Genomic DNA, 26,045 nt, shown 5'->3' on the forward strand with positions numbered 1-26,045 from the left:
CGCCGGGCACATTTTGCCGGCTCAAAAAACAACACACCATGAAATCATTCAAATATGTTATCGTTTCCCTCGTGCTTGCCCTCGGCCTTGCCGCTCCCGCGATGTTCGCGCAGGACGCGGGGCCCAAGGGAAAACAGGGTCAGCGTGGCGACATGAACGCCGCGCTTCTTAAAGACATTACCTTGACCGCCGACCAGAAGACCAAGGTTGACGCAATCAGGGCGGAGGCCCGCAAACAAACACAGGCGCTTCCAAAGGAGGAACGCCGCAGTGCGAAAGGCCGGAAAATCATGCAGGACGCCAACGGCAAGATCCGCGAAGTCCTCACGCCGGAACAGCAAAAAACATTTGATGCGAATCAAAAAGCCATGCAGGAGCGGCGCGGAGGCGGAAAAAACAGGGACAAGGGCGCCAGGCCAAAGAGCGCCAAGTAGGCATCACAGCCGGTTTCCAAATACACAACGCCGCCCGTCAAGCCGCCGCCCGCGCGCCAAGCGCCCGCGGCGGTTTTTTATGGCATGGTAATCCCGGGGCGGCGCGACCGCCACTCACGCGATGCTTGCGTGCGCGCCGCGATTTTCAGACACTTCGCGTTTTTCCAATTCCGAACCAGATGAGCGCCAGCCCGCCAGACGAAGCAAAACCTGATCCGTATGTCGCATTCCGCAACGCGGGATTCCGCCGTTTTCTGCTGAGCAATTTTGCGTTCAACCTCGGGCGCCAGGCGATGAGCATCACCATCGCGCTCCAGGTGCTGCATTGGACAAACTCCGCCGCCGCCATCGGTTTCATCGGCCTGGTCAACGTCATCCCGCTCATCTTTCTTGTCCTGCCCTCCGGCGTGCTCGCCGACAAATACGACCGCCGCAAAATCATCACCATCACCATGAGCGCCTCGTGCGCGCTCTCGATCATGCTCGTCATGGTCACGCATTTTCACGACTGCATCCCCTACGTCGGCGTCCTGCGCGGGGCGAATCATCTCATTGAAACAGTCGCTCACTTTTTCACCAGCAAGGACAATCTCGGCGCGATCCATTTCGACAACCCCGCGCTGCCCATCGTTTACCTGCTTCAACTTTTGCACGCCACCGTGCGCGTGGTCGGCGCGCCGGCGCGCGGCTCGATCATCCCCGTCCTCGTGCCGCCGTCGCAACTCACCAACGCCCTCACATGGAACTCCAGCACGTTTGAACTCTCCGCGGTGCTCGGCCCGGTGCTCGGCGGGTTTGTCGCCGTGTGGAGTTACACGGCGGTGTATGCGGCGGATGCCGTGTTCTCCATCGTGCTCGCCGTCTCGCTCGTCGGCATCGCGCTCCAGCCGCGCAAGCCGCGCGACGCTTCGCTGCCCGTGCCCAAGGCCTCCGCCGGCGCGACCTTTATCTGGAGGCAAAAACCAGTGCTCGCCGCCATCACGCTCGATTTGTTCGCCGTGCTCCTCGGCGGGCTCACGGCGATGTATCCGCTCTACGCGAAAAACGTTTTTCATTTTGAAAACTACGAGTTCTGGGCGGGCTGCATGCGCGCCGCGCCCTCGGTCGGCGCGATCATGATGGCGGTTTTCGTGGCGCACTCGCGCCCCTTCAAGCGCCCCGGCATCACGCTGCTCTGGTCGGTCGTGTGCTTCGGCGCGGCGATCGTGATCTTCGCGCTCTCGCGCAACATCTTCCTCTCGCTCTTCGCGCTTTTCCTCACCGGCATTTGCGACAACGTCAGCGTCGTGATCCGCCACACGCTCGTGCAAATGCTCACGCCCGATTACCTGCGCGGACGCGTAACGTCGGTCAACCAGCTCTTCATCGGCTGCTCCAACGAAATCTCCGAGTTCCGCGGCGGCCTGATGGCGGCGCGTTTCGGCCCCGTGGCCGCGGCGACCTTCGGCGGCATTTGCACAATCATGGTCGTGGTCAGCGTCGCCCTCTCGCTCCCCGCCATCCGCACCGTCCCGCCGCTCAACGAAATCAAGCCAGTGGACCCCGAGCCCGAGTCCGGGGCGGACACGGAAAATTCCAATGCTCAGTGAGCAAATTCCAACGACTTATCCCGGTTATTTACCGCCTTCATTTTCCTCCAATGCCTCCACGTAACCAAGCGCATCGCAAAAAATCTCATTCGCGTTTGGCTTGATCGATTTCGCTATAATCGAAGCATCGAGTTTGTTTCTCACGCAAAAAACCGCCAAGGCAAAGGCAATCTCCTCCTCGGACAAATAACCGCTTCGCTGCCAGCTCCATCCCTGCTGGTCGTAACTTGTCCACTGCGTAAATTGAAACGCCGCGTTGCAGAGAAACACGCCGAACCCTTCCGTAATCGCGCACAAATCCGTAAGAGGTTCCAGCGCCTCCCATGTCGCAGGCGGTTCCGTCTCAACTGTTGTGAGCAAATAGTGGCACAATTCGTGCGCAAATGTCGCCACCAGCCCGACCGGGTTTTGCAACAATGAGGACGAATAAGTGATCACGACCCCGTCCTCCTGTGACGCGGAGAACAAACCCGCCGCGCCGGATTGCGAGGTTTGTCCAAGCATGCCGCTCGCGCGCAGGTCGGATTGCATCGCACGTCCTTCATCATCTCCGCATTCCAATCTGCACACCCAGTTGGATAATCCCATCAAATCCCTTACTCTTTGAAACACGCATTCCGCCGAGGCATGATCGTTTGCATAGGTGTCCGGAAAAAAATCTTTGGTCGCCAACACAATGCGCGCTGGCTCCGGCTCTATTTTTGGCGGCAAATTTTTTTCAAGCCACAGATAATGTTGATACAGCCAGAGCGCGCGTTCTTCGGTGAATTCCGTTTGCATGCGAAATATTCTTATTGAAGCAAACACTTGATGCGTCGCCTGTTTTGTCAACCTGTCTGCGGCATTTCTAAACCACTGGGAAATGACGCCCTGCTATATTTTGGATTTTGGATGTTGAAGTTTTTAGCCTGCGCGCTTGCGAGTGGTCTGACATCCGGGATTTTGATTTTTTAATTTTTGTCCATCCGATTTCTCAACATGGCCAAATCTACAAAGAGCGGCCACGCCCCACAACAAACATGGGGCGGCCGTTTTGTGCGCGGTTTTGCGGTTGTGGTTTTACTGCTGGGCACGCCGGTCGCCGCGCGCCTTGCGGCTTCTAACGGCATTGACGCCGTTGGAGAAAATATCGTCGAAATGGAGCGGATGGAGGTATCCGCCAACAGATACTGTTGGAGTTGTGCGGGGAGACGCTTGCGACCGTGTCGGGGTTGGGTTTTGTCAGTAAGTCGCCGGACCGAGATCGTCGCGCATGCGCATTTTTGCCTGTGTGCGCACCGGCGCGGCCTTGTCATTGACGAGGCGCCCGATCACATCCATCGGGGTTTTGGAGTGGTTGACCACTTCGGCGCGGACCTCCGCGATCTCATCGTTGGCAAGGTTGCGCAGCACAAATTCGGGACAGTCGGGGTTTTCGCGCACGAGGCGTCCGCGAAACTCGGGGTCCTCGTGTATGATGGCTTCGCGATAATACGCATTGCGCCACTCGGCAGGGACGTTGGGGTTGAGCATGAGATTGCGGCGCACCTCGATATTGTTATCCGTGTCGAGTTGCCGGAGCAGGTTGTCGGGCAGGTAGGGGTTGCTCGCGAGGCGCGCGCGAACCGAGGGGTCGGGATCGCTGGCGAGGCTGACCATCTGCGGATAGGAAATATTGACGATGCCGGCGGCAATGCGACGGCTTTGCGGCGACGGATCCGAAAGAAGTATGTCGAGATATTTTTGGCGAAAGGCGACCGAGTTTCCATAGTGCTGTCCGATCGCGACGCGCACAGCGGGATCATTGGTGTGCCGGACAATGTCGCAGGCCAGGGTCTCGTTTGCCTCGGGGTGTGTGGCGATGCTTACGAGCAAGCGGCGCAGCGACGCATCGTGAAACCCGGCGGCCTCCGAACGGTGATTGGTCCAGAGGATGTTGAGCACGCGGGTGGACGCGCTAATTTGGTCGACGATTTTTTGCGCAATGGGAATGTTGCCGGGGAAATTTTCCGCAAGTTCAATGAGCTTGGGTTCGTGCACGCCAAAACTTTCGCCGAGCCAGCGTTCCACTTGGGCCGACACCTTGTCGTTGTCAGCGGGTATCGCGGTCCATGTGGCGGCGTTCGGTGCCGGGGCGCGAAGGGCTTGATCCACGGTTTCGCGAAGGCGGTTGTTGCTGTTGTAACGGATCAGGAGGAGGGATGATAACGCCAGGGCGGCCACGAAAAAACATGCGGGCGGGATGATCGCGGGAACCGGGAAAAGCGGGATTTTGCGGCGGTCGAACCTGTGGCGCAGGAGAAGGCGGGAAATGATGAAAACCGGCAGCCAAACGAGCCCGAAAATCGCAGTGATGCCGGGCACAAAAAGCAACCCGGCGATCATGATGCGAGCGATGACCGACTCGGGTGACTGGTCAAAATTGATGATGACGAGCGAGGCGGTTGTTATAAGCGCGAGGCTCGCGATGATAATAAGGATTGTGCGGAAAAAGGTGTTTGAGACTTGAAACGTATTCACTGTTTTTTGTGCAAGACAGGTGGTGGCAGTGTTTTTCGGAGTGTCTTGAAAACACCGAAACCATCACGTGTGGACGTATTTTATATATGCTGAACAATGCACGTATTAGAAGTTACATAAAAAATAGTCAATATGTAAGTATCTACACACCTTGATATTGCAACTTTATTGAAAAAGGTGCATTTGCGGGAATTCCGCTCCCGCGACAAAAGCGTCCAATTTCCGCTACTTTGATTTGAGCGTGATAGTGCGGTTGAAGACAAGGGCGCCGGGTTTGCTATCCTTGCCATCAATGGTGAAATAACCGAGGCGTTCGAATTGGTAGCGCGCATCGGGCGCGGCGTCGGCAAGGGAAGGCTCGAGCTTGGCGGTGACGGTTTCGACGGAGCTCGGGTTGAGGTGGTCGAGGTAGTTGTCGTCCGCGCCGGGTTCGGGGACGGTGAAGAGGCGGTCGTAGAGGCGCACTTCGGCGTCGATGGCGCTGGCCGCGCTGACCCAGTGAATCGTGCCCTTGACCTTGCGGTTCACGTTGGGCTGGCCGGCGCGGGTGGTGAGGTCGGCGGTGCAGCGGAGTTCGACGAGGCGTCCGTCCGCGTCCTTGATGATTTCGTCGAGCTTGATGATGCAGGCGTATTTGAGGCGGACTTCACCGCCGGGTTTCAGGCGGAAGTATTTCGGCGGCGGCACCTCGGCAAAATCGTCGGCCTCGATGAATACTTCGCGGGTGAGCTCGACGGGGCGCGTGCCGAGATCGGGGTTGCCGGGGTGGTTGGTGGCGCGGCACTCGATGGTTTCGCCGGGGGCGATGTTGGTGAGAACGATTTTGATCGGTTTCAAGACGGCCATGCGACGGTGCGCGGTGGCGTTGAGTTCGTCGCGGATGGCGTTTTCGTAAACGGCAAGCTCGGTGAGGGAGTCGTATTTTGTGACGCCGATGTTGTAGGCGAAATTGCGAATGGCGGCGGACGGGATGCCCCGGCGTCGAATGCCGGCAATGGTGGGCATGCGCGGATCGTCCCAACCGTTGACAACATTTTCCTTAACGAGGCGCATGAGGCGGCGCTTGCTGAAAAGGGTGTAGGCGAGGTTGAGCTTGGCGAATTCGTATTGGTGCGGGAGCGGACGGGGAAGGTCGAGCGCTTCGAGAATCCAGTCGTAGAGCGGACGATGGGCCACGAACTCAAGCGTGCAGATGGAGTGGGTGATGCCCTCAATGTAGTCGGAAATGCAATGCGCGTAGTCGTAGAGCGGATACACGCACCATTTGTCGCCGGCGTGATGATGGGCGGTGTGGCGGATGCGGTAGAGGAGCGGGTCGCGCAGCCAGACATTGGGCGAGGCCATGTCGATGCGAGCGCGAAGCGTGCGCGCGCCATCGGGGAACTCGCCCGCCTTCATGCGGCGGAAGAGATCGAGCGACTCCTCAATGGTGCGGTCGCGCCAGGGGCTGGGCTTGCCGGGTTTGTCGGGCGCGCCGCGATATTCGTCGGTTTGCTCGGGGGAGAGATCGCAAACGTAGGCCTTGCCCTTGAGGATGAGCTGCTCGGCATAGGCGTAAAGCGCGTCAAAGTAGTCGGAGGCGAAGAACGGGGAAAATGCGCCGGGCTGGGATTCGGCGTTTCCAGAAATGTTGGCGGCGGGAAGGTGATAGTCGAGTTTGCCGTCGATCGTGGCGGGCGCGGGATGGGCGTGCGGGGTGGTAAGGCCGATTCTTTTGTCGGCCCAGCCGGAAATGAGCCAATTGATGTCGTCGGTGATGGCCTCAACGTATTCGACTTCCTCCTTGGCGGGGTTGGTGTCGTCCATGCGGAGGTTGCAGACGCCGCCGTTTTCGAGGGCGATGCCGAAGTTCAGGCAGATGGACTTGGCGTGGCCGAGATGAAGGTAGCCGTTGGGCTCGGGCGGAAATCGGGTGATGATTTTGGGGTAGCGTTTTTGCGCGACGTCCGCGGCGACGATATCGCGGATGAAATCGGTGGGCGCGGTGCTGGCGTTCTCGGCTGTGTTTTCGGCGGACATGATTCGTAGGGACTGAGTGACTGGATAAACGTGGCTTGTGAAATTGGAAAAGCGAAAAGGGAACCAAGAGACTCAGACGGTGGCAAGTGGGTTTGTCGGGGCGGCCATGCGGCGCTGTCAACTGCGGCGGGACCGCGACTTGAAATAAATTTTGCGCGTGCCATTAATGCCATGCGTGGCATTTTGTTCCGGAACCTTTCGCCTCAAAACAACTCTTTCACTTAATCCATGCAAAAAATCACAACGGTTTCTGAAATGCAGGCGTATGCAAACGACCTGTGCGCCCGGGGAAAAACAATCGGCCTCGTGCCCACGATGGGCGCGTTGCACGAAGGGCATCTCAGCCTGATCCGGCTCGCGGCGGAAAAAGCCGACGTGGTGATCGTCTCGGTTTTTGTGAACCCCACGCAGTTCGGACCGAGCGAGGATTTCAACAAATACCCGCGCGACTTGGACCACGATTTGGAGCTTTGCGAAAAAACGGGAGCACATGTGGTTTTTGCCCCGGCGAACGAGGAAATGTATCCGAAGGGTTACTCGACCTATGTGAACGAGGAACGCGTGGCCAAGCCCCTTGAGGGAATTTCGCGCCCGACGCATTTCCGCGGCGTCACGACCGTGGTCGCAAAGCTGTTCAATATTGTCCGCCCCACGTTTGCCGTGTTCGGCCAAAAGGACGCCCAGCAAGCCGCCGTGCTCATGAAAATGACGGCTGACTTGAACTTCCAAGTGGAAATCCTCGTGGCCCCGACAATGCGCGAGGAAGGCGGGCTGGCGATGAGTTCGCGCAACCGCTACCTGACGAACACGCAACGGCAGGAGGCGCTTGCCATCAACGAGGCGCTGGCCAACGCGAAGACGATGGTTGAAAAAGGCGAGCGGCGAGTTGACCGCCTCGTCGCGGAAGTCACTCACATGATCGGCGAAAAGCGGAGGCTCCGCGTTATTTACGCGGCGATTGTCGACCGGCGCACAATGGAGCCGGCGCGCGAAGTCGTTCCCGGCGAGGTGCTCATGGTGATCGCCGTGTGGGTGGACGAGGTGCGACTGATCGACAACATGATTTTGTGAGTGAACCGGTTGCGACGCCGGTTGCGGGGCAAAAAACCGGGCATTCGGGATTTTTTGTTTTTGCGCTTCACATTCCGCGCTCCGCAATCCGAAATCCGCATCCAATGAAAGTCACCGGTCTCGCCATTGTTCCGCCGCCATCCGCATCCGACCAGCCGAAAGTCACGCCCGAGCTGCTTGCCTCAGTTCTCGCGCGTTACTCGCGCAGCAATGACGGGCTCGCAAACATCCTCGCCAAGGTCGACCTCGCCAACCCCGACGCGTCGATCGACCGCATCCTGAAATTCGTCGATTACGGGCACGCCTCGATCGGCGGGCTCACGGGCGGGCTGGCCATCGCGCTCGACAATGTATCGATGTGGCTTGCGTATAAAATTTTCGAACTCGCGCAAATGGCCGACGGCCAGGAATCCAGCACGCGCTACATCACCATGGCGCCAACGAGCCTGCCGGCCCCGGCTGAGCTCGGCATTCCCGACGATCTCGCCGCGCGCTGGCAGGACGTGATGGCGCGCGCCTTTGCCGCCTACAACACCGAGTATGCGCGCCTCGACGCACTCGCCCTCGCCAAGCCGGAACTCGTGCGCATCCCCGCCGGAGCGAAGGAGGCGGTCGTCACGCGACTGCGCAAAAATTACGCGCTCGATCGCGCCCGTTATTTCATCCCCTTTGCCACGCGCACCAATCTAGCGCTTGTGCAAAGCTCGCGCATGTGGGCGCAACTGGTCAAACAACTCGACTCGCTGCCCCACCCCGAGGCGCGCGCCGCGGCGAAGCTGCTGCGCGACGAATTGATGAAACAATCACCGCGCCTCATGCGCCACAGCAACGCCGACGCGGCGTGCCAGGCCCAGGCCGCCGCGGAGTTGGAAGCGAGCTGCGCGCTCGGATTGGAACAACTCTCAACCGACGGCCTCGCCGATGAAACGTGGGTGCATGTGGACCGCGCCACGCCGCCATTTCTGCCGGAGAGCCAGTCGATTGCCGAGGCGCTGCGACACCGTGCGAATCGTTACGGCCAGCAAGGCAGCGCAACACGGCGCATGCGCGTGACGTTTGCGTTCAACAACATCGCCATCGCCGAGCTGCGCGACCTGAACCGTCACCGCACGGGCAACCGCTACACGCCGCTGATTCAGGCGGGGTTTTATCTGCCGCCGGAAATCGACCGCGCCGCGCACGCGCAGTTGCTCGACGACCAGGCGGAGCTGACGCGCGAGCTGATGCGACGCGGCTCGGCGGCGTATGTGCACGGCATGCTGCTCGGCGCGCAAACGCCCTTCGAGCACGGCACCCATGCGGACAAGTTCATCTACGAAGCCGAACTGCGCACGGGAATGGGCGCGCATTTCCGTTACGCGGAGCACTTGAGCGCGGCGCTGCGGGAGTTTTTCAAACAAGTGCCGGAGGCAAAACAGTGGGTTGTCGAAGGCACGGCCGAGCCGGAATAAAACGCCCCCATTCCGACCGCGGGATTTTTATTAATTAATATCATTCATATATGTGGGTTTCGACTTTAAAGAGATACGCCGGGATTGTCTTTTATAGGACACTGGCCGGCATCAAATCCGAGGGGCGCCAGAATTACCTGGGATATTTGTGGTTTTTGCTGGAGCCAATGTTGAGCACGCTTGTGCTTTATATAGCGTTCTCCCAAATCACCGGCAAGGGCGGCCCCGAGTATGTGGTTTTTCTTATTTTGGGCATGATCACATGGCAGTGGTTCGAAAGCTCGTGCATGCTCGGCGCCACGGCAATCAAGGCCAAATACGGCGTCCTCACGCAATTTAACCTTCCGAAATACATATTCCCGATTGTGTCCATCATGGTCAACACGTGGAAATTCCTGTGCGTGTTTGTGGTAATTCTGGTGACGGCCGCTGTGTTTGGTTATTCACCCAACTTTCATTATGTATATTTGCCGGGCCTGATGCTGTTGCAGTTGTTGCTGATTATCGGCGTGACACTGCCGCTGACCATCGGCGCCACGCTCATGAACGATCTTCTCACGGTGGTGAGCTCCATATTCCGGCTGTTGTTCTTCATGTCGGGGATATTCTTTGACGCCTCACTCGTGCCGGAGAATTTAAAATCACTCTTTTATGCAAATCCGATGGCTGTCTTTATAGAATCCTATCGCGCGGTCGTAATCCACAACCAGCCCCCGCAAATGACGCATCTGGCCGAGGCGGGCCTGGTCAGCGTGGCGTTCCTCGTCCTCGGCATGATTCTTCATGCCTATTACGATAAAAAAATACTCAAACTGACCAATGCCTGATCCTGCGATGACGCCTCTTATTACACTGGACAATGTCGGTTTGTGCTACCGGCCGCAAAGGACTATTTTCTCAAGGACAAAAAAGGAAATATGGGCCTTGCGCGGTTTGAACCTGCAAATTTTTGAGGGTGAAAAACTCGGTATCATAGGCCGCAATGGATGCGGCAAAAGCACATTGATGCGCGTGCTCGCCGGCATATATGGCATAGACGAGGGAAAGATGTTGTTTTCCCGGCCCAATGTTCATGTCGAGCTGCTCTCCCTCGGCGTGGGATTTGAGGGCAACCTGACCGGGGAGGAAAATGCCATTCTCAACGGCATGCTCATGGGAAAATCGAGGGGGCACATGCTGGAACGAATAGATAAAATACGCGAATTCTCCGGCCTTGGTGATTTTTTTGATTATCCAGTATATACATATTCATCCGGCATGAACCTGCGCCTGGGCTTTTCCGTCGCAATGGAAACGGACCCCGACGTTTTATTGATAGACGAGGTGCTTGGCGTGGGCGACGAAGTGTTTGCCGCCAAATCGGAGGCCGCCATAAAGGAAAAATTCTCCTCAAACCGCACGGTGGTGTTGATTTCGCACGACGCGGAAACAATAAAACGCATGTGCGGACGGGCCATCTGGCTGGAGAAAGGCCAAATCCTTGCTGAAGGCGATCCCGGCGAGGTCGCGGAAAAATATCACACAGGCGCGCATCAATATAAAATTTAGCCATCAGATGAGCCAAGTATTATATGATGTCACGCACACCTCGCATTGCCATGCGAACACTGGAATCCAACGTGTGACACGCCGGCTGCTGGCGGAGTGGCGCGAGTCCGTGCCGGTTCAGCCCGTTGTATATGATCATCTGGCCGCCACGTGGCGAATACCGGACGCCAAGGAGATGGCGCTGGCAAAATTCTCAAATATACGGAAACCGGGAGAGAAACGAGGGGCATCGTGGACGTGGTGGCAGCGAACCAGGGGAAAACTGGCGCGCATGAGCTTGGCCAATGTTGCGGAAATATCAGGTGTTCAAAAAGGATTTATCACATGCGAACTGTTTGGCCCCAAAATAACCGCTGGCGTTCTTGAGACGATGAAGCGGCGCGTCGAGGGACCCATGGTTGCGGTGTTCCATGACATGATTGCGCTGGAAAAACCTGAAATCTCCCCGTCAAAAACGGTGATGTTTTATGAGGACTATTTGGAACGATTGTTACGTTTTGATATTATCGCGGCCAATTCCGAATATAGTCGCGATGTGCTGGTAAATTATTGGAAAAAGAAAAAGGTGGCACAATCGCCCGAAGTTATTGCCATGCCTCTGGGAGTTGACATTCCGAATTCACAGATTCCGGGAAATCACGCGCATAAGGCCGGAGACCCCGATGGAAATAAACCGCCACTAATCTTATGTGTGGGAACCCTTGAAGGGCGAAAAAATCACATTTCGTTGCTCTCGGCGTGTGAAAAACTTTGGGAACAAGGACTCCAATTTCGGCTGCGATTGATTGGGATGCTTAATACAGAAACCGGCACGCAAGCGGCAAACGAAGTGCAACGACTGCGAAATGAGGGATTTCCGATAGAATGGAACAGCGGCGCAAGTGACCACGACTTGGCGGCAGCTTATGGGGAGTGCAAATTCACCGTGTATCCTTCGTTGATTGAAGGCTTCGGTCTGCCGGTTTTGGAAAGCATCGCGCATGGACGCCCCTGTGTCTGCTCCGGATTGACAGCCATGGCTGAAATCGCCCGCGACGGCGGTTGTCTTGCGGTGGGCGAGCCGTCGGCTGAAAATCTGGCGAGCGGGATAGCGAGACTGTTGGGTGATTCGCCCTTGTATGAAAAATTTTTCCAAGAAGCGGCGACACGAAAGATCCGCACTTGGTCTGATTACGCCACGGCAATCTGCGGCTTGTTCGAAAAGAGAGAGCAAGGATTATAGGGCAGTTTGAAGAATCGAAAAAATAGCGAAAGCATCCTGCTTCGGTCATGGCGAGCAGGATGCTCTCCTTGCCATGACTATAGTTTGTCGTATTCCGACTGCACCAAGCGTTTAACCATCTCGTCGAAGGGAATCGAATTTTTTCAACCCAACAATCTGGTCGCTTTTGATGGGTTTCCGCATGGGGAACCGGTTCGGCTTGCGTGATAAGCGCCGGATCCTGGCGAACGTGATCGCGCCAATTCAGGTCAACGCATTTGAACGCGGATTCAACCAGTTCTTCGACACCGTGGAGGCGGCCTGTCGCGAGAACAAAATCATCAACAGTCTCGGCCTGAAACATCCGCCACATGCCCTCCACGTATTCCTCGGCGTAAACCCAGTCGCGTTTGGCCGACGGCTGCGCAGGCTGCCAAAAATAAGTGTTGCAGCAATCTTAAAAATCTTGGAGTGAAGTGTTCATGTTGAGAAAATTTATAATGCCGACCGTAATCATGTGCAATATATCATATTGCGCAGTAACATGTTGCGATTGTTTTAAAAACAGCCTTCATTATTTCAAATGAATCCACAGGGCTTGCCCAACTCGGCGGATGATGTGAGCGACCTAATGCAAATTTTGTTTGCGAAACTGGAGGAGCGCAAAGCCGCGGGCGATGAATTACCGAAAATAAACCCCGTGGCACTCGCGAGAAACAGCAACCGCGGGGCAACCGCTCAGAAAATATCCAAAATGACGGCCCAATTGGATAAATTTATAAACAGGGTCTGGCACCAGCGTATTTATGACATGCTGTTCAACCGGGAAAAAAAACGCCGGATCATCCGGCGCACCGTCGATTGTCTTTGTGAGTTGGCCGCCGAAAACAGCACCTTGATCGAGGCATTGGCCGGCGCCGTTGAAACCCAACAGCGCGAATGCGCGGATGCCCTGGCGAAACAAAAACGGCAGATTGAGGAATTGCGGACGGAGTTGGAAAAATGCCGGCGCGCGTAAACAAGACGAGCTATGCAAAATCAAAAACTGGCCATCGTCATCCCCTGGTTCGGACGCAATGTAAAAGGCGGCGCGGAGCAATATGCGTGGAACGTGGCGGCGCGATTGGCCGCGCGCGGGCACGACGTCGATATTTTGACAACATGCTGCCGTTCGCACCAAGATGACTGGGCCTCCAATTTTTTCGAACCGGGCGTGATGCGCGAACCCGAGGGATTTGTGACGAGACGCTTTCGCGTGGTCGCGCGCAACCGGGAAGCCATTGACCGTGTGTGCGGCCGGCTGCAGGCCTTTCCCAAGGAGTGCCTGAGGGTCGAGTGCAGTCCGGTGTCCCGCGAGGACGAGGCCGTCTTTGCCAACGAACTCATTAAAAGCCCGGACTTAATAGAATATATAAGTAAAAAGCAGGATGACTACGCGCACTTTATATTCATTCCCTATTTATACACACCCATTTTGAAAGGGCTTCCGCTGGTCGCGCAAAAGGCGTTTTTACAACCATGCCTTCACGACGAATCCTATGCCTACATGGATTGTGTCGCGGATATCATGGAAAGGGCTCGCGGGATATTATGGAACAGCGAGGGCGAGAACGAGCTCGGATTGAAACTTTACGGCCCGACTGTCGCTGTAAAATCGCACGTGGTGGGCGGCGGAATCGAACTTTTGCCAGCCGTGGTGCGCAACGAGGAAATAGAAAAAATGGAGCAACTCGGCCCCTATTTTTTGATACTGGGGCGAAAGGACGAGGGGAAGGGCACGTTTTTGGCCGCGGATGCGTTCAAACGTTTCAAAAAAGAGTATAAATGCAAAATCAGCCTGGTCATAGCGGGACCGGGGCCGTTCGATTTAACCTCCGCAAAGGACGGCATATTTGACGTGGGTGTGGCGTCCGAAAACCAGAGGTCCTGGTTGTTGCAAAACGCGCTGGCATTAATACAGCCGAGCGCGAACGAGAGTTATTCGCGCGTTCTTTTCGAGGCATGGAAGTGCGGGCGTCCCGTGGTGGCGCGGACGTCGTGCCTGGCCACTGCTACCGCGGTGCGCACCTCGGGCGGAGGCTGGCTTGCCGAAACCGAGGACGAGTGGGTTTCGCGCTATCACGAGCTCGCGACATCAAGCGCCGCCTTGCTCGACGACGCCGGGGCAAAAGGCCGTGCTTACGCAGGCGACTTGGCCGATTGGGATAAGGTCATGGACAGATACGAGCAAATATTTTTCCACGTCGTCGAACCCGCGCCGCTCGCACGAGGAGAGAGCCCGCGCGTGCTGCACCAAGTGCTGTGCAATATTGCGTTCGGCGACGCCATATCGAACCAGACCGTGTGGATTCGGAACGAGTTGAGAAAATTGGGCTATGCGTCGGAGATTTACGCGCGGCATATAAGCGAACAAATGCGCGATGAGGCGGTGTGCATTACGGACATGACTGACATCGCGCCCGGCACGCCACTCATATATCATCATTCCATAGGGACGGAAATAACACCGGGCGTATGCGCGCACTCGGGGCCGAAAGCCATATTGTATCATAATATAACGCCCGCCGAATACATGCCCCCGTATTATCCCTTGCACACAAGACTGTGCCGGGAGGGGCGCGAGCAACTGCCATCGCTTGCGAAATATTTTCCCGTGGCTGTCGCGGATTCGACCTATAACGCGATAGAGCTGGTCGCGACGGGCTATTCGACGCCCGAGGTGCTGCCTATCGCGGTTTCGCCGAAAAAGTTCGGGCGGCGGGCGGACCCCAGCCTGATGGATTCGCTCCAGGACGGGCGAACCAATATATTGTTTGTCGGACGTTATTGCCCCAACAAAAAACAAGAGGACTTGATTTGCGCGTTCGCCCATTATCTCAAGATTGACCCGCAAGCGCGGCTGCACCTGGTGGGAATGCCGATATATGAGGAAAACGATCCATATAAACAGTGCCTGGCGGCGCTGGCAAAACAGCTTGGCGTGTCAGACAGCGTGAACCTGACCGGGCCAGTGAGCGACGGGCAACTGACCGCCTACTATAGAACAGCGCATTTGTTCTGGTGCATGAGCGAGCACGAGGGATTCTGCGTGCCCGTGGTTGAGGCCATGTGGTTTGACATCCCGGTGTTTGCGTATGAATCCACCGCAATTCCCGAGACACTTGCGGACGCGGGACGCATGTTTTCAAGCAAGCGAGATTTCGGGGCGCTCGCGGAGCTTGCGCATTTGTTGATACACGACTCGGGGCTGCGGAGTGATATGATTCGCAAGCAAAGGAAGCGTCGGCTTGCGTTCACTCCTGAAAATGTGGCTCCGAGGCTGGCCGTCATTGCGAAAAAAATATGCGACAGCTCCAATCCATCCCCGGAGAATGTCGAGCGCGCGCTGCCGGCGGCCATGGGCCGCGATATAAACCAAATTGCCGTGGTGAAGCTCGATCATATAGGCGACTTGCTCCTTGCGACGCCCGTGTTTCACAGTTTGCGCAGGCGTTTTCCGGGGGCAAAAATAACGGCTGTCGTCGCGCCGGAGGCAGCGCCCGTGCTGGAGGGAAACCCGAATGTCGACAAAGTGATACAATACAGTGCCCCCTGGTTTTGGCGCGGAACGCGGAGCGAGGCACAAAACAAGGCGACTCTGGCGGCGAACTGGAGCGCAATGAGGGAGATTCTGGACAATCCCGTTCCCTTTGACCTTGTTGTCAATTTGCGATCCGACCACGTCAATGTGCTGCTCTCCGCGTCGATTCCCCACATGCATCTGCTTTCTTATACGAATGACACTATATATTCGAATTTGATAACTCATCCGCTTACCCGGACCCGGGGCATGCACATCACGGAGCAGCACAGGGAATTGCTCGCGAGCATTGGGGCGGACGCATGGGGCAGTCCGCGCATTTATTTCGGGCAGGCGGAGGTGGAGCGCGTTAAAGCAAAATTCGAGCCATCGAAGAACACTGTCGCGCTGGCTTTGGGTGCGGGCGATGAGTTGAAGCGTTGGTCGTCCTTGAAGTATGGCGAGCTGGCCAGAACGCTAAAAGTGCGCGGCTTGGAGGTGGCGCTTGTGGGCTCTGCCTCCGACAGCCGCCTTTCGGACGCCTGGCGCGACGAGTTGGGTGCGCGGGATTTGTGCGGCCAACTCAGCCTCTTGGAGCTGGCCGCCTATTTTTCCCAAATTGGCTGCGTTGTGGCCAATGACAGCCTTGCCATGCACATGGCCGCAGCGGCCGAAACCCCCGTGGTTTGTTTCGTGAGGCCGGCCACCGACGAATTCCTGCCCGCGGGGAAATTTACCAACGCCTGCGAGCGGCGGCTTTGCACGGAAGCGTGCAAGGGTTTTGATCCCAATAATCCGGACAACCAGCCATTTTGCAGGTGCATCCAGGAAGTTTCGGTCTGTGATGTGGCGGACATGGTTGAAAAATCGCTCAACAGAAATGCTTAATAACAAACTACAGAATAATAAACTATGAAAATAAGAGAGACATTGGTGAATGCGGGCTTCCTGGATTTTTATGGAAGCCGCCACAAGTTGATCTGGATATTTGTGTTGGTGCTCCTGGTGACAAATGTATATTTGATATCCTATTTCCAACATCCCGAGGTCCCACAGCATGCCGATGCGAATCAGGGATGGATCGGATGGTTTGATCAGGGCGAATATTATAAGACGGCCAGAGACATAGCGAATGGGGAGATCAAGCCGAGCAACTATTGGTATGGGTATCCGGCCATTGGCGCGCTGACTTATCATTTTTTGCCAAAGCACGCATTTTTGCTGCCGAATCTCGTGATGGTGACCATGATAATGGTTTTCTTTTTCCTCATATGCGCCCGGTATTTGACAACTTGGGAGTCGCTAATTTTGACCGTCCTCGCGTTCATGGTAAACCAGAGGCTGTGGGTCAACTCGCTGATAATCCCTTGGAATACGATTCCGGTTTACCTCGCCGTTTTTGCCTGCGTCTGGCTGCTAATTTTTGAGAACAAAATAAAGGGGCGCTGGTTATACGCGGCGCTTGCGATTGCGCTTGCCTGCTTCAGCAGGCCGCCCGACACGCCGATGCTTTGCATAATATACTATGGTTCGGCATTGTGTTCATGGAGAAATTTAGACGGTAAAATTCGAGTCCTCGCCTATCCGGTCGTATTTATATGCGTAGCGGTGGCCATGCAACTCGGGGCTCATATTTATTTATACAAGAGCCTATGGTCCCCCTATTTGGGGACGATTGCGGATGTCGGCTTTAATTGGGGCTCCCTGCCGCTGAAGCTTTACCAGATGTTTGTCGATCCCACGCTGCTGTGCGGAGCAACCATGCTTCCGCCCGGAAAAACAATGACAGGAATCGTGGCGCAGGCGCCCTATGTCACAATAATAATTCCAGGGATTATTTACGCGTTCCAACGGACTGGCCTGAAAATTTTGCTGCTGCCACTGGCCATCGCGTTTTCGATCACATTTTACGCCGGATTCAACCCGATTTCCTACACACCGTATTTCTGGAGCTATTTGTTGTTTCATTATTTTTGGTGGTTTCTGCCGTGGATGTTCCTTTTCAGCTGGCTCACGATATCACGCGCATGGAGGAGCATGCGTTTGATTCCGTTTGTCGCGTGCTTGCTGGGCATACTGGCGCTCATCTCCCTATTTTCCTACAAGGTGGAAACCCTCTCGGTCGTGCCGGTGCTTGACGCGCGGAGTGCCGGTGATGCTCACGCGGCTACCATCGCCACTGCCAATGACGGGAAATCGACAACGATAAAGGTCCCATTGCCCCAGAATGAGCGCGTTTACAGCTTGCATTTCACAGGGAGGGAGGTTGTGCCTTTTCACGCTTCCGTGGCGGGAAATCATGTGTATTTCAAGGTTAGCAAGGACGGGGTTCCATTGGTTTCCTCGTATGAGTATTTTCCGGTGGGTGATCCTGACAGTTTATATCTTTCATTTATAAATTCGCCAATTCGCGGAAAAACCGCGACTGAAATTGAGGTTGAGATATCTGGAGTGGACTTGAGCCGCGTCGGGCCGGCCAGCTGCGAAATATTGACTGTCCGCTGGCGTCCTTTTTCAAATTGGAGTCAGTGGTTTGCGAGGAAGCCGCCCCGTGTGCATTATGCGCAAAATCTGCAACCGCCTAATAGAATAGGCCTGTTTGCTGGCTGGTCAGGGGGCGGTCCAGACTACATGTGGACTTTGGGAAAGGAGTCCGAGATGGCAATTCTTTGCGAGGCAAAGGATCAGAAAAGTCAGTATTTGGTAATGGAGCTGTCGGCTTTCAGGCCGCAGATGCTCGGTGTTTACATAAACGATATTCATGCTGGGGAGATATCCGTAAATTCCACATCAAAAAAGCCGTATGCGATCAAACTGCCAACCCCATTGGAGTTGGGATATTTTCCACGCATTCGCCTGCTGGTGTCAAATCCAACGAGGCCGAAAGATATTGGCATGAACGATGACACGCGAGAGCTCGGGGTTGCCCTGCACACCGCGAGGTTCGAGGCAAGTTTCAGCCCATGAGTCCGGGGTGTTGGCAATTCGTCCGGTTTTTCACACTCAATGGCGGCAAGCGGACGGTCGGGCTGGGCGTTCGCGTGATGTCACGCCGGCATCGCAACTATAGTCAATGGGGAATTGAGTTCTTCCGGGAGAATTCGAATTTCAATGTCTCCCTGCGGGGGCTGACTGTGCAAAGTGTAGCCAAAATTGATGAGCAGGCTTGCATATTCTTGGGCAGTCACCCGGGAGATTTTTATTAATTGTGTCGGATGGATTTCTGTAAGTATAATAGGGCGTTCTCACCCGAGTAGTTGCAATGCGCCCTGGACGGCTAGTGACTCGACGCCTTCTATGTCCATTTTTATAAAATCGACTTTTGGAAGCTGTCCAACGTGGTGACCGCAATTTCAACTTCAACGTGAGCAGGTGGAACCGGTGAATCGGGAGCAAGATGGGCTCCCCCGAAATTGGTCGTAACAGGAGCATGCCTTAGCTTTAGCGTGCCGTCTCTTGTTTTCCGACGGCCTTGTTGAAGGCGCGGGGATTTACCCATTTTCTTATAAATTCAACTTCAGCAGTATCATAATTATCGTTTAAAATAGAACCGCAGACGGCGGATACACCCAGAGTCTAAATCCATGCGCGGTTTCCTTGATAACCCAGGTGTTGGGCAGTAAAAAATCAGGATTTTTTATCATGAATTTCTCGGTGGTCAAAAAGACCCGCCTTAAATCTTGCGTGCTTGTTAAATTTGTTTGTGCGACTTGTTGGGTTTCAGGATCCCGGTCAAGAAACAATCTATAAGCCCACGTCAGATAATCCGAACGATGCATTATGTTTCATGATGTTGTGTTTATAGAATGATATAGTTATATTTGATAATATAAGGAAAGTAATCGATCCGCACGGATCATTTTTTCAGGATGTGGAACGTGACGAATTTATGAATAGCCGCACAGTGGCCAAATGACGCAAGTTTTTATTTTTATACTTATCAGGACTTGCGTCGAGGGCCATTATGGCGCCGGTTTTTCCAGCTGCGAGACAGGCGTCCGGTTTTGCTTGTAATGTTTGTCGCCCATAAGGACGCGGAGCGCCCGGTAGAGGTGGGTGCCTGTGCTCGCGGAATACAGGAGTTTTCGAAGGCGGTCGATTTCCGCCTGGCGGGCAGTGATCACGGCCTGCATTTGTTCACTTGTTGATGTGGCGTGTCTCCTCAGGTCGGCATGATCCTTTTGGAGTTTTGCGTTCGTAATATTTAACATGCCGATAGTTTTATCTTTTTGTTGGAGTTGTTCCTCAAAATCCTCCTCATGCTGTTTCGCTTGGACGCGGAATCCCTCAATTTTTTTCTCGAGCGTCTGGATTTCGTTTTGCAGTTGTTTTATCGCAGCTTCCGCAGCGCGTTGCGTTTCGGCAAGCGCATGTTGAGCTTCGTCAAGCTCACGCTGCTTTGATTGTTCGGCCTTTAGTTTTTTATAAACTGCGAAGTCATCGAATATACCCGGTGGATATATAAGGTGTTTTTTCAAGACTGATTGTTCAGTTGCGAGATAATACCGGTTTACGCCGTCGAAATATACATATGCGTAGTTTGCCTCGATTATATAGCGCTCCCATTGATCATAGGTGGGGTCCTGCGTGCTGGGTGCGATTGCCTCAATGACCAGTATCCATGGGCGGTATTTTTGAAAATCCATGCCCTCTATTATTTCCGTCTCCATGCCTTCGACATCGATTTTTAGAAAATGAATGTCGCGATTCGCATAGGGGGCGAGAATATCCTTGAGTGGATAGACGGGGACGGTGGTTTTGGTGACAGGCCAGCCGCTTTGCTCGTGCTTTTCGGCAATTTGCGGAACGGCGGTTGAAAGGCCGGTGTTCGGAATGTTGCTAAACTCGATTTCCCCGACGGTTTTGCCGGCGACGCAGCTCAGCGTGATGTCGCGGGGGCGGTCGTTGACGAGTTTGCGGTAATAATCCTGATTCGGCTCGATGTTCACTCCCGACCAGCCGAGATCGTAAAAGGCCTTGGTAACCGAATCAATGACGGGATCGTTGGCGCCGACATCCACATAGAACCCGTTTTTGATGTTTTTTAACGCACGGTGAAGCACCACATCCTCAAGGTTTTGCGCGTAAGAAATGAAGGTCATGGGTAAAAATTAAGGTGAAAGAGAGATCGTTTGGATGCTTGTTTAACAACCCCTTGTCCCTGCACTGAACACCCGCAAAATCGAATTTTGTAATATATTGGTTTTCACTGCGTTAGATTCATTTGTAAATAATGCCTGAAATGCAAACAAAAGTATTATGATAATGCAAGTGCCTGCGTGCAGTTTCCTCTCGCTTGCACGCCGGAACGAAAGAATCGCGGGAGACCGTCATCTCATTGGGGCATCGTGATTCGACGATTTTACCATCCTGTAACTCGCCAACAGACCGTCCGTCGCCAAGCATGGCAACAATCTGCAGATACTTTATGCGCTAACTTTTCAAAAAAAGGTAAAATTTCTTGCATCGGGTGGGTGTTGCCACATCGTGAGCATCCCTCCCGCCAAAAACCTTAAGTAGAGCCTAGCTCCTTAGGGTTTATTCGCCCGGTCTCACCACCGGGCGATTTTTTTTGCACAGCGCGCCGCCGCCTGTTGGGTTCCGTGGCTGTCATGCTGCATATTGTCCTCTTTCAACCGGAAATCCCCCAGAACACGGGCAACATCGGGCGCATGTGCGCGCTTACGAAGTCGAGACTGCACCTGATCCATCCGCTCGGCTTCAAGATCACCGATGCGCAATTGCGGCGCGCGGGCATGGATTACTGGTATTCGCTCGACGTGCATCATCACAACGACTGGCCCGCGTTTCGCGCGAGCCCCGCGGCACCGGGCGGGCGATTGTGGCTGTTCACCACAAAGACAAGGCGTTCGTTTTGGGACGCGGGATTTGCGGATGGCGACGGACTGGTTTTTGGAAACGAGGGCGGAGGCGCGCCCGAATGGCTGCACTCGGAACTCGGCGAGGAGGCGCGAGTGACGATTCCCCATGCGAACCCCGCGTTGCGTTCGCTCAACTTGAGCACGGCGGCGGGCATTGCGTGTTACGAGGCGCTGCGGCAAACACGACTGCTGGGATAAGACGGCGGCGGATTATCAGAGCCGTAGTGTTTTAAATGTCGTGAAGTTTCGGGAGTTGAACGAGGACGCACCGCCAGATGGCGAACGTGAGGTATTTAAGCGTAATTTTGAGCCGGGCGGTGTGGATGTTTTAAAGCTTAAGAGGTTATTTTGAATTAAGGCTTTCTGCTTTTTTAACCACGGAGGGCACAGAGACTCACGGAGTGAGGATTCTATATTACGTGAGCTCAGTGGCTCTCCGTGGTTATGCCGGTTTGTCCATGCAGCATTTTTTGTATTTCTTGCCGGAGCCGCAGAGTCAGGGGTCGTTGCGTCCAATTTCTGGCGCGGTGTTGATGAAGGGGCGGCTGGTCGCGCTCGGCGCAGATGGCGTCTCAAGCCTCGACGCCGAGTTTCGAGAGCAACGCGGCGGTGAAATCAGACATGGGAGGTGTGAATGATTATGAAAGGGATCGGCCGAATTGACGGAGTAGGTTTACCAAGACAAATTTCAGAACAAAGAGGAGGGCTGGATTCATGGTATGGAGTGGTGAAATCAGGCGTTGAGCGGGCTGATAATTGGGAGTCCGAGTTCGGTTAAATATTGATACGTTTTGTCATAATACTCGGGTGATCGCGTTGGGTCATCGGCATCACCTGGCGGAACAAATATGACCATACCTTGGCGAGCGCGAGTAAGGAGAACGCGGTAAGCGTTTAGTAGGTAGTTGCGGTTGTCCTCGTTGGCGATGTTGCACCAGCGATTGCCGCGAAAGTCGTGATGAGTCCAAGAGCGACCGGCATTGCGGAGATCGGCGTCCCATGTGACACAGGCCCAATCGAGTTCTAGGCCTTGCACTTGGAATTCGGTGGCAGCGTCTTCAAGATAGTAACTTGAACGCGTATCGTCTTTGTCGTTCAAAAACCAATGCACTGGATCGATTGGCACACGGATGTCGATTGCGAGGGGTTTTAGGCGAAGTGCTTTGGACGATGCGAGTAGGCCAATACGTTCAGAACCACGTGCATGAGTGCGGAGCCATTTTTTCGCGAGATCAAGTTGGCGAGTGATCACAATAGGATAGCGTGCGCCAAGTTCATTGAGCGTGAGACGAGCTTTTTCTTTTTCTTGTTCGAGTAGAGCTTTGACGAAGTAAGAAACTTTTTCTGAACGAAATGAGCGCATCGAAACAGAGAGGTGCAGGCTGTCGTCGAAGGCGGTCTTCTCGTGATGTTGGATTTTATCTAATGCGTGGCCCGCTGCATATTCTGTATCAGTTAAGCGTGATGAAATATACATCTGCCAATGGGGAAATCTGTCGTTTACTGCATCCAGCCATGCCCCGATGCCTGCTTCGCCGGTGTTGATTTCTTGTCCTCCCCCGACCAAGCAAATGATAACCGCCCAATCGGAATGGCGATCCATGTAAGAGATCAAGAATTCGGGTTCGGATTGAGAGAAATGAGCGCGACCTTTTTTCCTGCGCATGAAGTTAGCGGTTTGGCGCAGATTCCAGGCTCGTTGCGCTTCATCAAAAATCACGACATGTTCTGAGGGTGGCAGATCGTCTTTGAGGCCATCGTCGCGAAAGTGGTGAATATTTTGAATGAACTTTCTAACTGGAATCGCGACTTCGCTTTTTCGGGCGGCCTTGTTTTTTGCTTTTGCGCGAACAAATTCATCGCGCACGAGCACTTCGGTTAGCACTGCGACGAGTGGGCCATTGCCAGAAAGAAAAACGGCGTGTGTTTTCTCTTTTTCGTCGCGGCGTTGTGTCGCGATATTTAGTCCAACAAGTGTTTTTCCCGCACCGGGCACACCAGTGACAAAGCAGATAATTTTGCGTTTATGGTTCTGCGCCTCATCAACGAGTTGCTCGATGCGTTGGGACGTTACGCGTAAGTTTTGTGCGCCCGCATCATGTCGGGCGATATTTTCAACTGAGTGACGCGAGAACAAAGCACGCGCAGCTTCTACAATAGTGGGAGTGGGCCGATAGGGCGCACTCGCCCAGTGGCGCGAGTCGAGTGTTTCGTTTGTAATAGCATGCAGTGATTTATCTATCGCGGCTCGAAAACTATCCCTGCCAACAAGGAGAGGTTTATGAACTTTATCGCTGGCTGGAGACAAATCGCCTGGAGTTGTTTCGGACGCTTCGGTCGCGATGAGGATCGGAACAATCGATGCAGCGTGACTGGCTTCGTGAAAGTTTTTTAAATCCAGCGCATAATCCCAAACTTGGTCTATGGAAGCTCTGTCGAATGTTTTTTCGCCGACCTTAAATTCGACAACAAAAACGACGGAGTTAAGTAGCAAAACAACATCTACGCGTTTACCCATTCGTGGAATCGTGAACTCCAGAAGAATATCACCCGAGAGACCGACGAGATTAGTTTTTAGTAACGCAATTTCTTCGAGCCATGCGTCACGTTGCGTTTGCAGTAGTGCGTATTCGCCGTTTGTGGCAAGCGCGCCGATAACCTCTTCCGATGACGCAGCGAGAAAAGTATCGATTGAGGACTGATACCACGCGCGCGAAACCTTCTGGCCGGGAGATTGATTACCGGATTCTAGCATGAAATCAACGTATTGAGCCGAAGCTGACTGGTTGAGGTAAAAGCTACTCTATGATTCGCACGCCGCCGAGGTCGGCGCTGGCTACGTCGCGGGCGTAGGCGCGGAGCGCCTTGCTGATGATGCGGTCGCGGATCGGCTTGTAGGCGAGTTTGCCGCGGGCTTCTTCCTCGGCGCGACGTTTGGCGAGTTCGGCTTCGGTTACGGCGAGGTGGATTTTGCGCGCGGGGATGTCGATTTCGATCGTGTCACCGTCGCGGACGAGCGCGATGGCGCCGCCGCTGGCCGCCTCGGGCGAGACGTGGCCGATGGAGAGTCCGGAGGTGCCCCCGCTGAAGCGGCCGTCGGTGATGAGGGCGCATTGCTTGCCGAGGTGCTTGGATTTTATGTAGCTCGTCGGGTAGAGCATTTCCTGCATGCCGGGGCCGCCCTTGGGGCCTTCGTAGATGATGACGACGATGTCGCCGGCTTTGATCTGGTCGAGGAGGATGGCGCGGCAGGCGTCGTCTTGCGAATGGAAAACGTGGGCGGTGCCGGTGAACTTGAAGATGCTTTCATCGACGCCGGCGGTTTTTACGACGCAGCCTTTTTCGGCGATGTTGCCTTTGAGAATGGCGAGGCCGCCGTCCTTGGTGTAGGCGTGCGCGATGTCGCGGATGCAGCCGGCGGCACGGTCGGTGTCGAGGGTTTTGTAGTGGCTGTCCTGGCTGCCCATTTTGAGGTTGAAGCGGTTGGCGGGCGCGGAGGTGTAGATGCGCGCGGCTTCGGGGTCGGGCGTCGCGGTGGTGATGTTGTATTTGGCGATGGCTTGGGCGAGGGTGAGGCCGTCGGCGCGGGGTTGGGCGGTGTCGATGAGGTTGGCGGAGGCGAGCTCAGCCATGATGCCGAGAATACCGCCGGCGCGGTTCACGTCCTGGATGTGGTATTTTTCGGTGTTGGGGGCGACTTTGCAGAGGCAGGGGACGCGGCGCGAGAGAGCGTCGATGTCGTCCATCGTGAAGTTGACTTGAGCTTCGTTGGCGATGGCGAGGAGGTGGAGAATCGTGTTGGTGGAGCCGCCCATGGCGATGTCGAGCGACATGGAGTTGAGGAAGGCCTGGCGGGTGGCGATGGAACGGGGGAGGACGGAGTCGTCGCCGTCGCGGTAATATTTGTAGGCGTTTTCGACGATGAGGCGGGCGGCGTCCTTGAAGAGTTGGAGGCGGTTTTTATGGGTGGCGACGATGGTGCCGTTGCCGGGGAGGGCGAGGCCGATGGCTTCGTTGAGGCAGTTCATGGAGTTGGCGGTGAACATGCCGGAGCAGGAGCCGCAGGTGGGGCAGGCGGCGTGCTCGAGTTTTTCGATTTGGGTGTCGGGGATGGAGTCGTCGGCGGACTCAATCATGACGTTGATGAGGTCGAGGTGGCGTTCGCCGAGCTCGCCGGCCTCCATGGGGCCGCCGGAGACGAAGATGGCGGGGATGTTGAGGCGCATGGCGGCCATCAACATGCCGGGGGTGATTTTGTCGCAGTTGGAAATGCAGATCATGGCGTCGGCCTTGTGGGCGTTGACCATGTATTCGACGGAGTCGGCGATGAGGTCGCGCGAGGGGAGCGAGTAGAGCATGCCGTCGTGGCCCATGGCGATGCCGTCGTCGATGGCGATGGTGTTGAACTCGGCGGCGAAACAGCCTTGCGCCTCGATTTCGCGTTTCACGAACTGGCCGACATCGTGGAGGTGGGTGTGGCCGGGGACGAATTGCGTGAAGGAGTTGACGATGGCGACGAGGGGTTTGCCCATTTGCGCGTCGGTCATGCCGTTGGCGCGCCAGAGTGCGCGCGCGCCGGCCATGCGGCGGCCCTGGGTGGTGGTGTCGGAACGGAGTGCGTGTTTCATAAATGCGGAATGTGGAGTGCGGAATGCGGAATTAGGATTTCAAATTTCCTTTGGTTTTCTGATTTCTGAAATCCCTACCTTGTGAGGCGGCGTTCGGCCAACATCAAATAAATCCCAATTTTCAAAAAATCCAAATGTCTGTTTCGACGCAGACGGGACTCGCA

Annotated in this window: 17 protein-coding genes and 2 pseudogenes; 10 read left to right on the forward strand and 9 right to left on the reverse strand. The window is 55.1% G+C overall.

Annotated elements, in window-relative coordinates; translation table 11 throughout:
* Positions 1-38: 38 nt before the first annotated feature.
* Together CKA38_RS03365 and CKA38_RS03370 are read left to right on the forward strand one after the other, a co-directional pair.
* Complete coding sequence (locus CKA38_RS03365) at positions 39-434, forward strand: hypothetical protein (protein ID WP_152032645.1); 396 nt, start codon at positions 39-41, stop codon at positions 432-434.
* A 179-nt stretch (positions 435-613) separates the two neighbouring features.
* A complete protein-coding gene (locus tag CKA38_RS03370) occupies positions 614-2,023 on the forward strand; it encodes an MFS transporter (RefSeq protein ID WP_108824229.1) in 1,410 nt (469 codons plus the stop codon).
* 24 nt (positions 2,024-2,047) lie between these two features.
* On the opposite strand, the gene CKA38_RS03375 is transcribed toward CKA38_RS03370, so the two are convergent.
* From CKA38_RS03375 to glnS, 3 genes are all read right to left on the reverse strand, one after another.
* Positions 2,048-2,803, reverse strand: a complete 756-nt coding sequence (locus tag CKA38_RS03375) for a hypothetical protein (RefSeq protein WP_108824230.1) — start codon at positions 2,801-2,803, stop codon at positions 2,048-2,050.
* Positions 2,804-3,244: 441 nt separating this feature from the next.
* Positions 3,245-4,522 (reverse strand): hypothetical protein, encoded by a 1,278-nt coding sequence (locus CKA38_RS03380; protein WP_108824231.1) that lies wholly within the window; start codon positions 4,520-4,522, stop codon positions 3,245-3,247.
* Between the two features lie 225 nt (positions 4,523-4,747).
* Positions 4,748-6,541 (reverse strand): glutamine--tRNA ligase, encoded by a 1,794-nt coding sequence (gene glnS / locus CKA38_RS03385; protein ID WP_108824232.1) that lies wholly within the window; start codon positions 6,539-6,541, stop codon positions 4,748-4,750.
* A gap of 228 nt (positions 6,542-6,769) precedes the next feature.
* Here glnS and panC point away from each other — a divergent pair, with 228 nt between their 5' ends.
* From panC to CKA38_RS03410, 5 genes are all read left to right on the forward strand, one after another.
* Positions 6,770-7,612, forward strand: coding sequence for a pantoate--beta-alanine ligase (gene panC / locus CKA38_RS03390; protein ID WP_108824233.1), 843 nt, complete (start codon positions 6,770-6,772; stop codon positions 7,610-7,612).
* Positions 7,613-7,716: 104 nt separating this feature from the next.
* Positions 7,717-9,063, forward strand: a complete 1,347-nt coding sequence (locus tag CKA38_RS03395; protein WP_108824234.1) for an FAD-dependent thymidylate synthase — start codon at positions 7,717-7,719, stop codon at positions 9,061-9,063.
* A gap of 50 nt (positions 9,064-9,113) precedes the next feature.
* Positions 9,114-9,890: an ABC transporter permease gene (locus CKA38_RS03400; RefSeq protein WP_108824235.1), complete on the forward strand. Its 777-nt coding sequence runs from the start codon at positions 9,114-9,116 to the stop codon at positions 9,888-9,890.
* A 106-nt stretch (positions 9,891-9,996) separates the two neighbouring features.
* Positions 9,997-10,611, forward strand: coding sequence for an ABC transporter ATP-binding protein (locus CKA38_RS03405; protein ID WP_202863951.1), 615 nt, complete (start codon positions 9,997-9,999; stop codon positions 10,609-10,611).
* Complete coding sequence (locus tag CKA38_RS03410; protein WP_152032646.1) at positions 10,544-11,833, forward strand: glycosyltransferase family 4 protein; 1,290 nt, start codon at positions 10,544-10,546, stop codon at positions 11,831-11,833. The genes CKA38_RS03405 and CKA38_RS03410 overlap by 68 nt, the downstream gene beginning before the upstream one ends.
* Before the next feature lie 280 nt (positions 11,834-12,113).
* On the opposite strand, the pseudogene CKA38_RS16855 reads toward CKA38_RS03410, so the two are convergent.
* Both CKA38_RS16855 and CKA38_RS15255 read right to left on the reverse strand, forming a co-directional pair.
* Positions 12,114-12,185, reverse strand: a pseudogene (locus tag CKA38_RS16855) (hypothetical protein); the annotation flags it as partial.
* Positions 12,186-12,494: 309 nt separating this feature from the next.
* Complete coding sequence (locus tag CKA38_RS15255; protein WP_152032647.1) at positions 12,495-12,848, reverse strand: hypothetical protein; 354 nt, start codon at positions 12,846-12,848, stop codon at positions 12,495-12,497.
* Here CKA38_RS15255 and CKA38_RS03425 point away from each other — a divergent pair.
* Complete coding sequence (locus tag CKA38_RS03425) at positions 12,843-16,259, forward strand: glycosyltransferase (RefSeq protein WP_108824238.1); 3,417 nt, start codon at positions 12,843-12,845, stop codon at positions 16,257-16,259. The two genes, CKA38_RS15255 and CKA38_RS03425, sit on opposite strands and share 6 nt — an antisense overlap.
* Before the next feature lie 24 nt (positions 16,260-16,283).
* A complete protein-coding gene (locus CKA38_RS03430; protein WP_108824239.1) occupies positions 16,284-18,338 on the forward strand; it encodes a hypothetical protein in 2,055 nt (684 codons plus the stop codon).
* Positions 18,339-19,333: 995 nt separating this feature from the next.
* Here CKA38_RS03430 and CKA38_RS03440 read toward each other — a convergent pair.
* Positions 19,334-20,473 (reverse strand): FkbM family methyltransferase, encoded by a 1,140-nt coding sequence (locus CKA38_RS03440; protein WP_108824241.1) that lies wholly within the window; start codon positions 20,471-20,473, stop codon positions 19,334-19,336.
* 510 nt (positions 20,474-20,983) lie between these two features.
* Between CKA38_RS03440 and CKA38_RS03445 the strand changes: the two genes are divergently transcribed.
* Positions 20,984-21,451, forward strand: coding sequence for a tRNA (cytidine(34)-2'-O)-methyltransferase (locus CKA38_RS03445; protein ID WP_108826386.1), 468 nt, complete (start codon positions 20,984-20,986; stop codon positions 21,449-21,451).
* 244 nt (positions 21,452-21,695) lie between these two features.
* On the opposite strand, the pseudogene CKA38_RS16860 reads toward CKA38_RS03445, so the two are convergent.
* The 3 genes and pseudogenes from CKA38_RS16860 to ilvD form a co-directional block, all read right to left on the reverse strand.
* Positions 21,696-21,746 (reverse strand): annotated as a pseudogene (locus CKA38_RS16860) (SEC-C metal-binding domain-containing protein); the annotation flags it as partial.
* 240 nt (positions 21,747-21,986) lie between these two features.
* A complete protein-coding gene (locus CKA38_RS03455) occupies positions 21,987-24,008 on the reverse strand; it encodes a DUF2075 domain-containing protein (protein ID WP_108824242.1) in 2,022 nt (673 codons plus the stop codon).
* Positions 24,009-24,051: 43 nt separating this feature from the next.
* The gene (gene ilvD / locus CKA38_RS03460; RefSeq protein ID WP_108824243.1) at positions 24,052-25,881 is read right to left on the reverse strand and encodes a dihydroxy-acid dehydratase; all 1,830 of its coding nucleotides are present in this window, start codon (positions 25,879-25,881) and stop codon (positions 24,052-24,054) included.
* Between the last annotated feature and the right edge of the window lie 164 nt (positions 25,882-26,045).

Origin of the sequence: Ereboglobus luteus (assembly GCF_003096195.1) — a bacterium.
GTDB classification, from domain to species: domain Bacteria; phylum Verrucomicrobiota; class Verrucomicrobiia; order Opitutales; family Opitutaceae; genus Ereboglobus; species Ereboglobus luteus.

Bases quoted from the DNA above. Each gene is read 5' to 3' on its own strand.
- CKA38_RS03365 (WP_152032645.1), top strand. From the start codon at position 39: ATGAAATCATTCAAATATGTTATCGTTTCCCTCGTGCTTGCCCTCGGC.
- CKA38_RS03370 (WP_108824229.1), top strand. From the start codon at position 614: ATGAGCGCCAGCCCGCCAGACGAAGCAAAACCTGATCCGTATGTCGCA.
- CKA38_RS03375 (WP_108824230.1), bottom strand. From the start codon at position 2,803: ATGCAAACGGAATTCACCGAAGAACGCGCGCTCTGGCTGTATCAACAT.
- glnS (WP_108824232.1), bottom strand. From the start codon at position 6,541: ATGTCCGCCGAAAACACAGCCGAGAACGCCAGCACCGCGCCCACCGAT.
- panC (WP_108824233.1), top strand. From the start codon at position 6,770: ATGCAAAAAATCACAACGGTTTCTGAAATGCAGGCGTATGCAAACGAC.
- CKA38_RS03395 (WP_108824234.1), top strand. From the start codon at position 7,717: ATGAAAGTCACCGGTCTCGCCATTGTTCCGCCGCCATCCGCATCCGAC.
- CKA38_RS03400 (WP_108824235.1), top strand. From the start codon at position 9,114: ATGTGGGTTTCGACTTTAAAGAGATACGCCGGGATTGTCTTTTATAGG.
- CKA38_RS03425 (WP_108824238.1), top strand. From the start codon at position 12,843: ATGCAAAATCAAAAACTGGCCATCGTCATCCCCTGGTTCGGACGCAAT.
- CKA38_RS03430 (WP_108824239.1), top strand. From the start codon at position 16,284: ATGAAAATAAGAGAGACATTGGTGAATGCGGGCTTCCTGGATTTTTAT.
- CKA38_RS03440 (WP_108824241.1), bottom strand. From the start codon at position 20,473: ATGACCTTCATTTCTTACGCGCAAAACCTTGAGGATGTGGTGCTTCAC.
- CKA38_RS03445 (WP_108826386.1), top strand. From the start codon at position 20,984: ATGCTGCATATTGTCCTCTTTCAACCGGAAATCCCCCAGAACACGGGC.
- CKA38_RS03455 (WP_108824242.1), bottom strand. From the start codon at position 24,008: ATGCTAGAATCCGGTAATCAATCTCCCGGCCAGAAGGTTTCGCGCGCG.
- ilvD (WP_108824243.1), bottom strand. From the start codon at position 25,881: ATGAAACACGCACTCCGTTCCGACACCACCACCCAGGGCCGCCGCATG.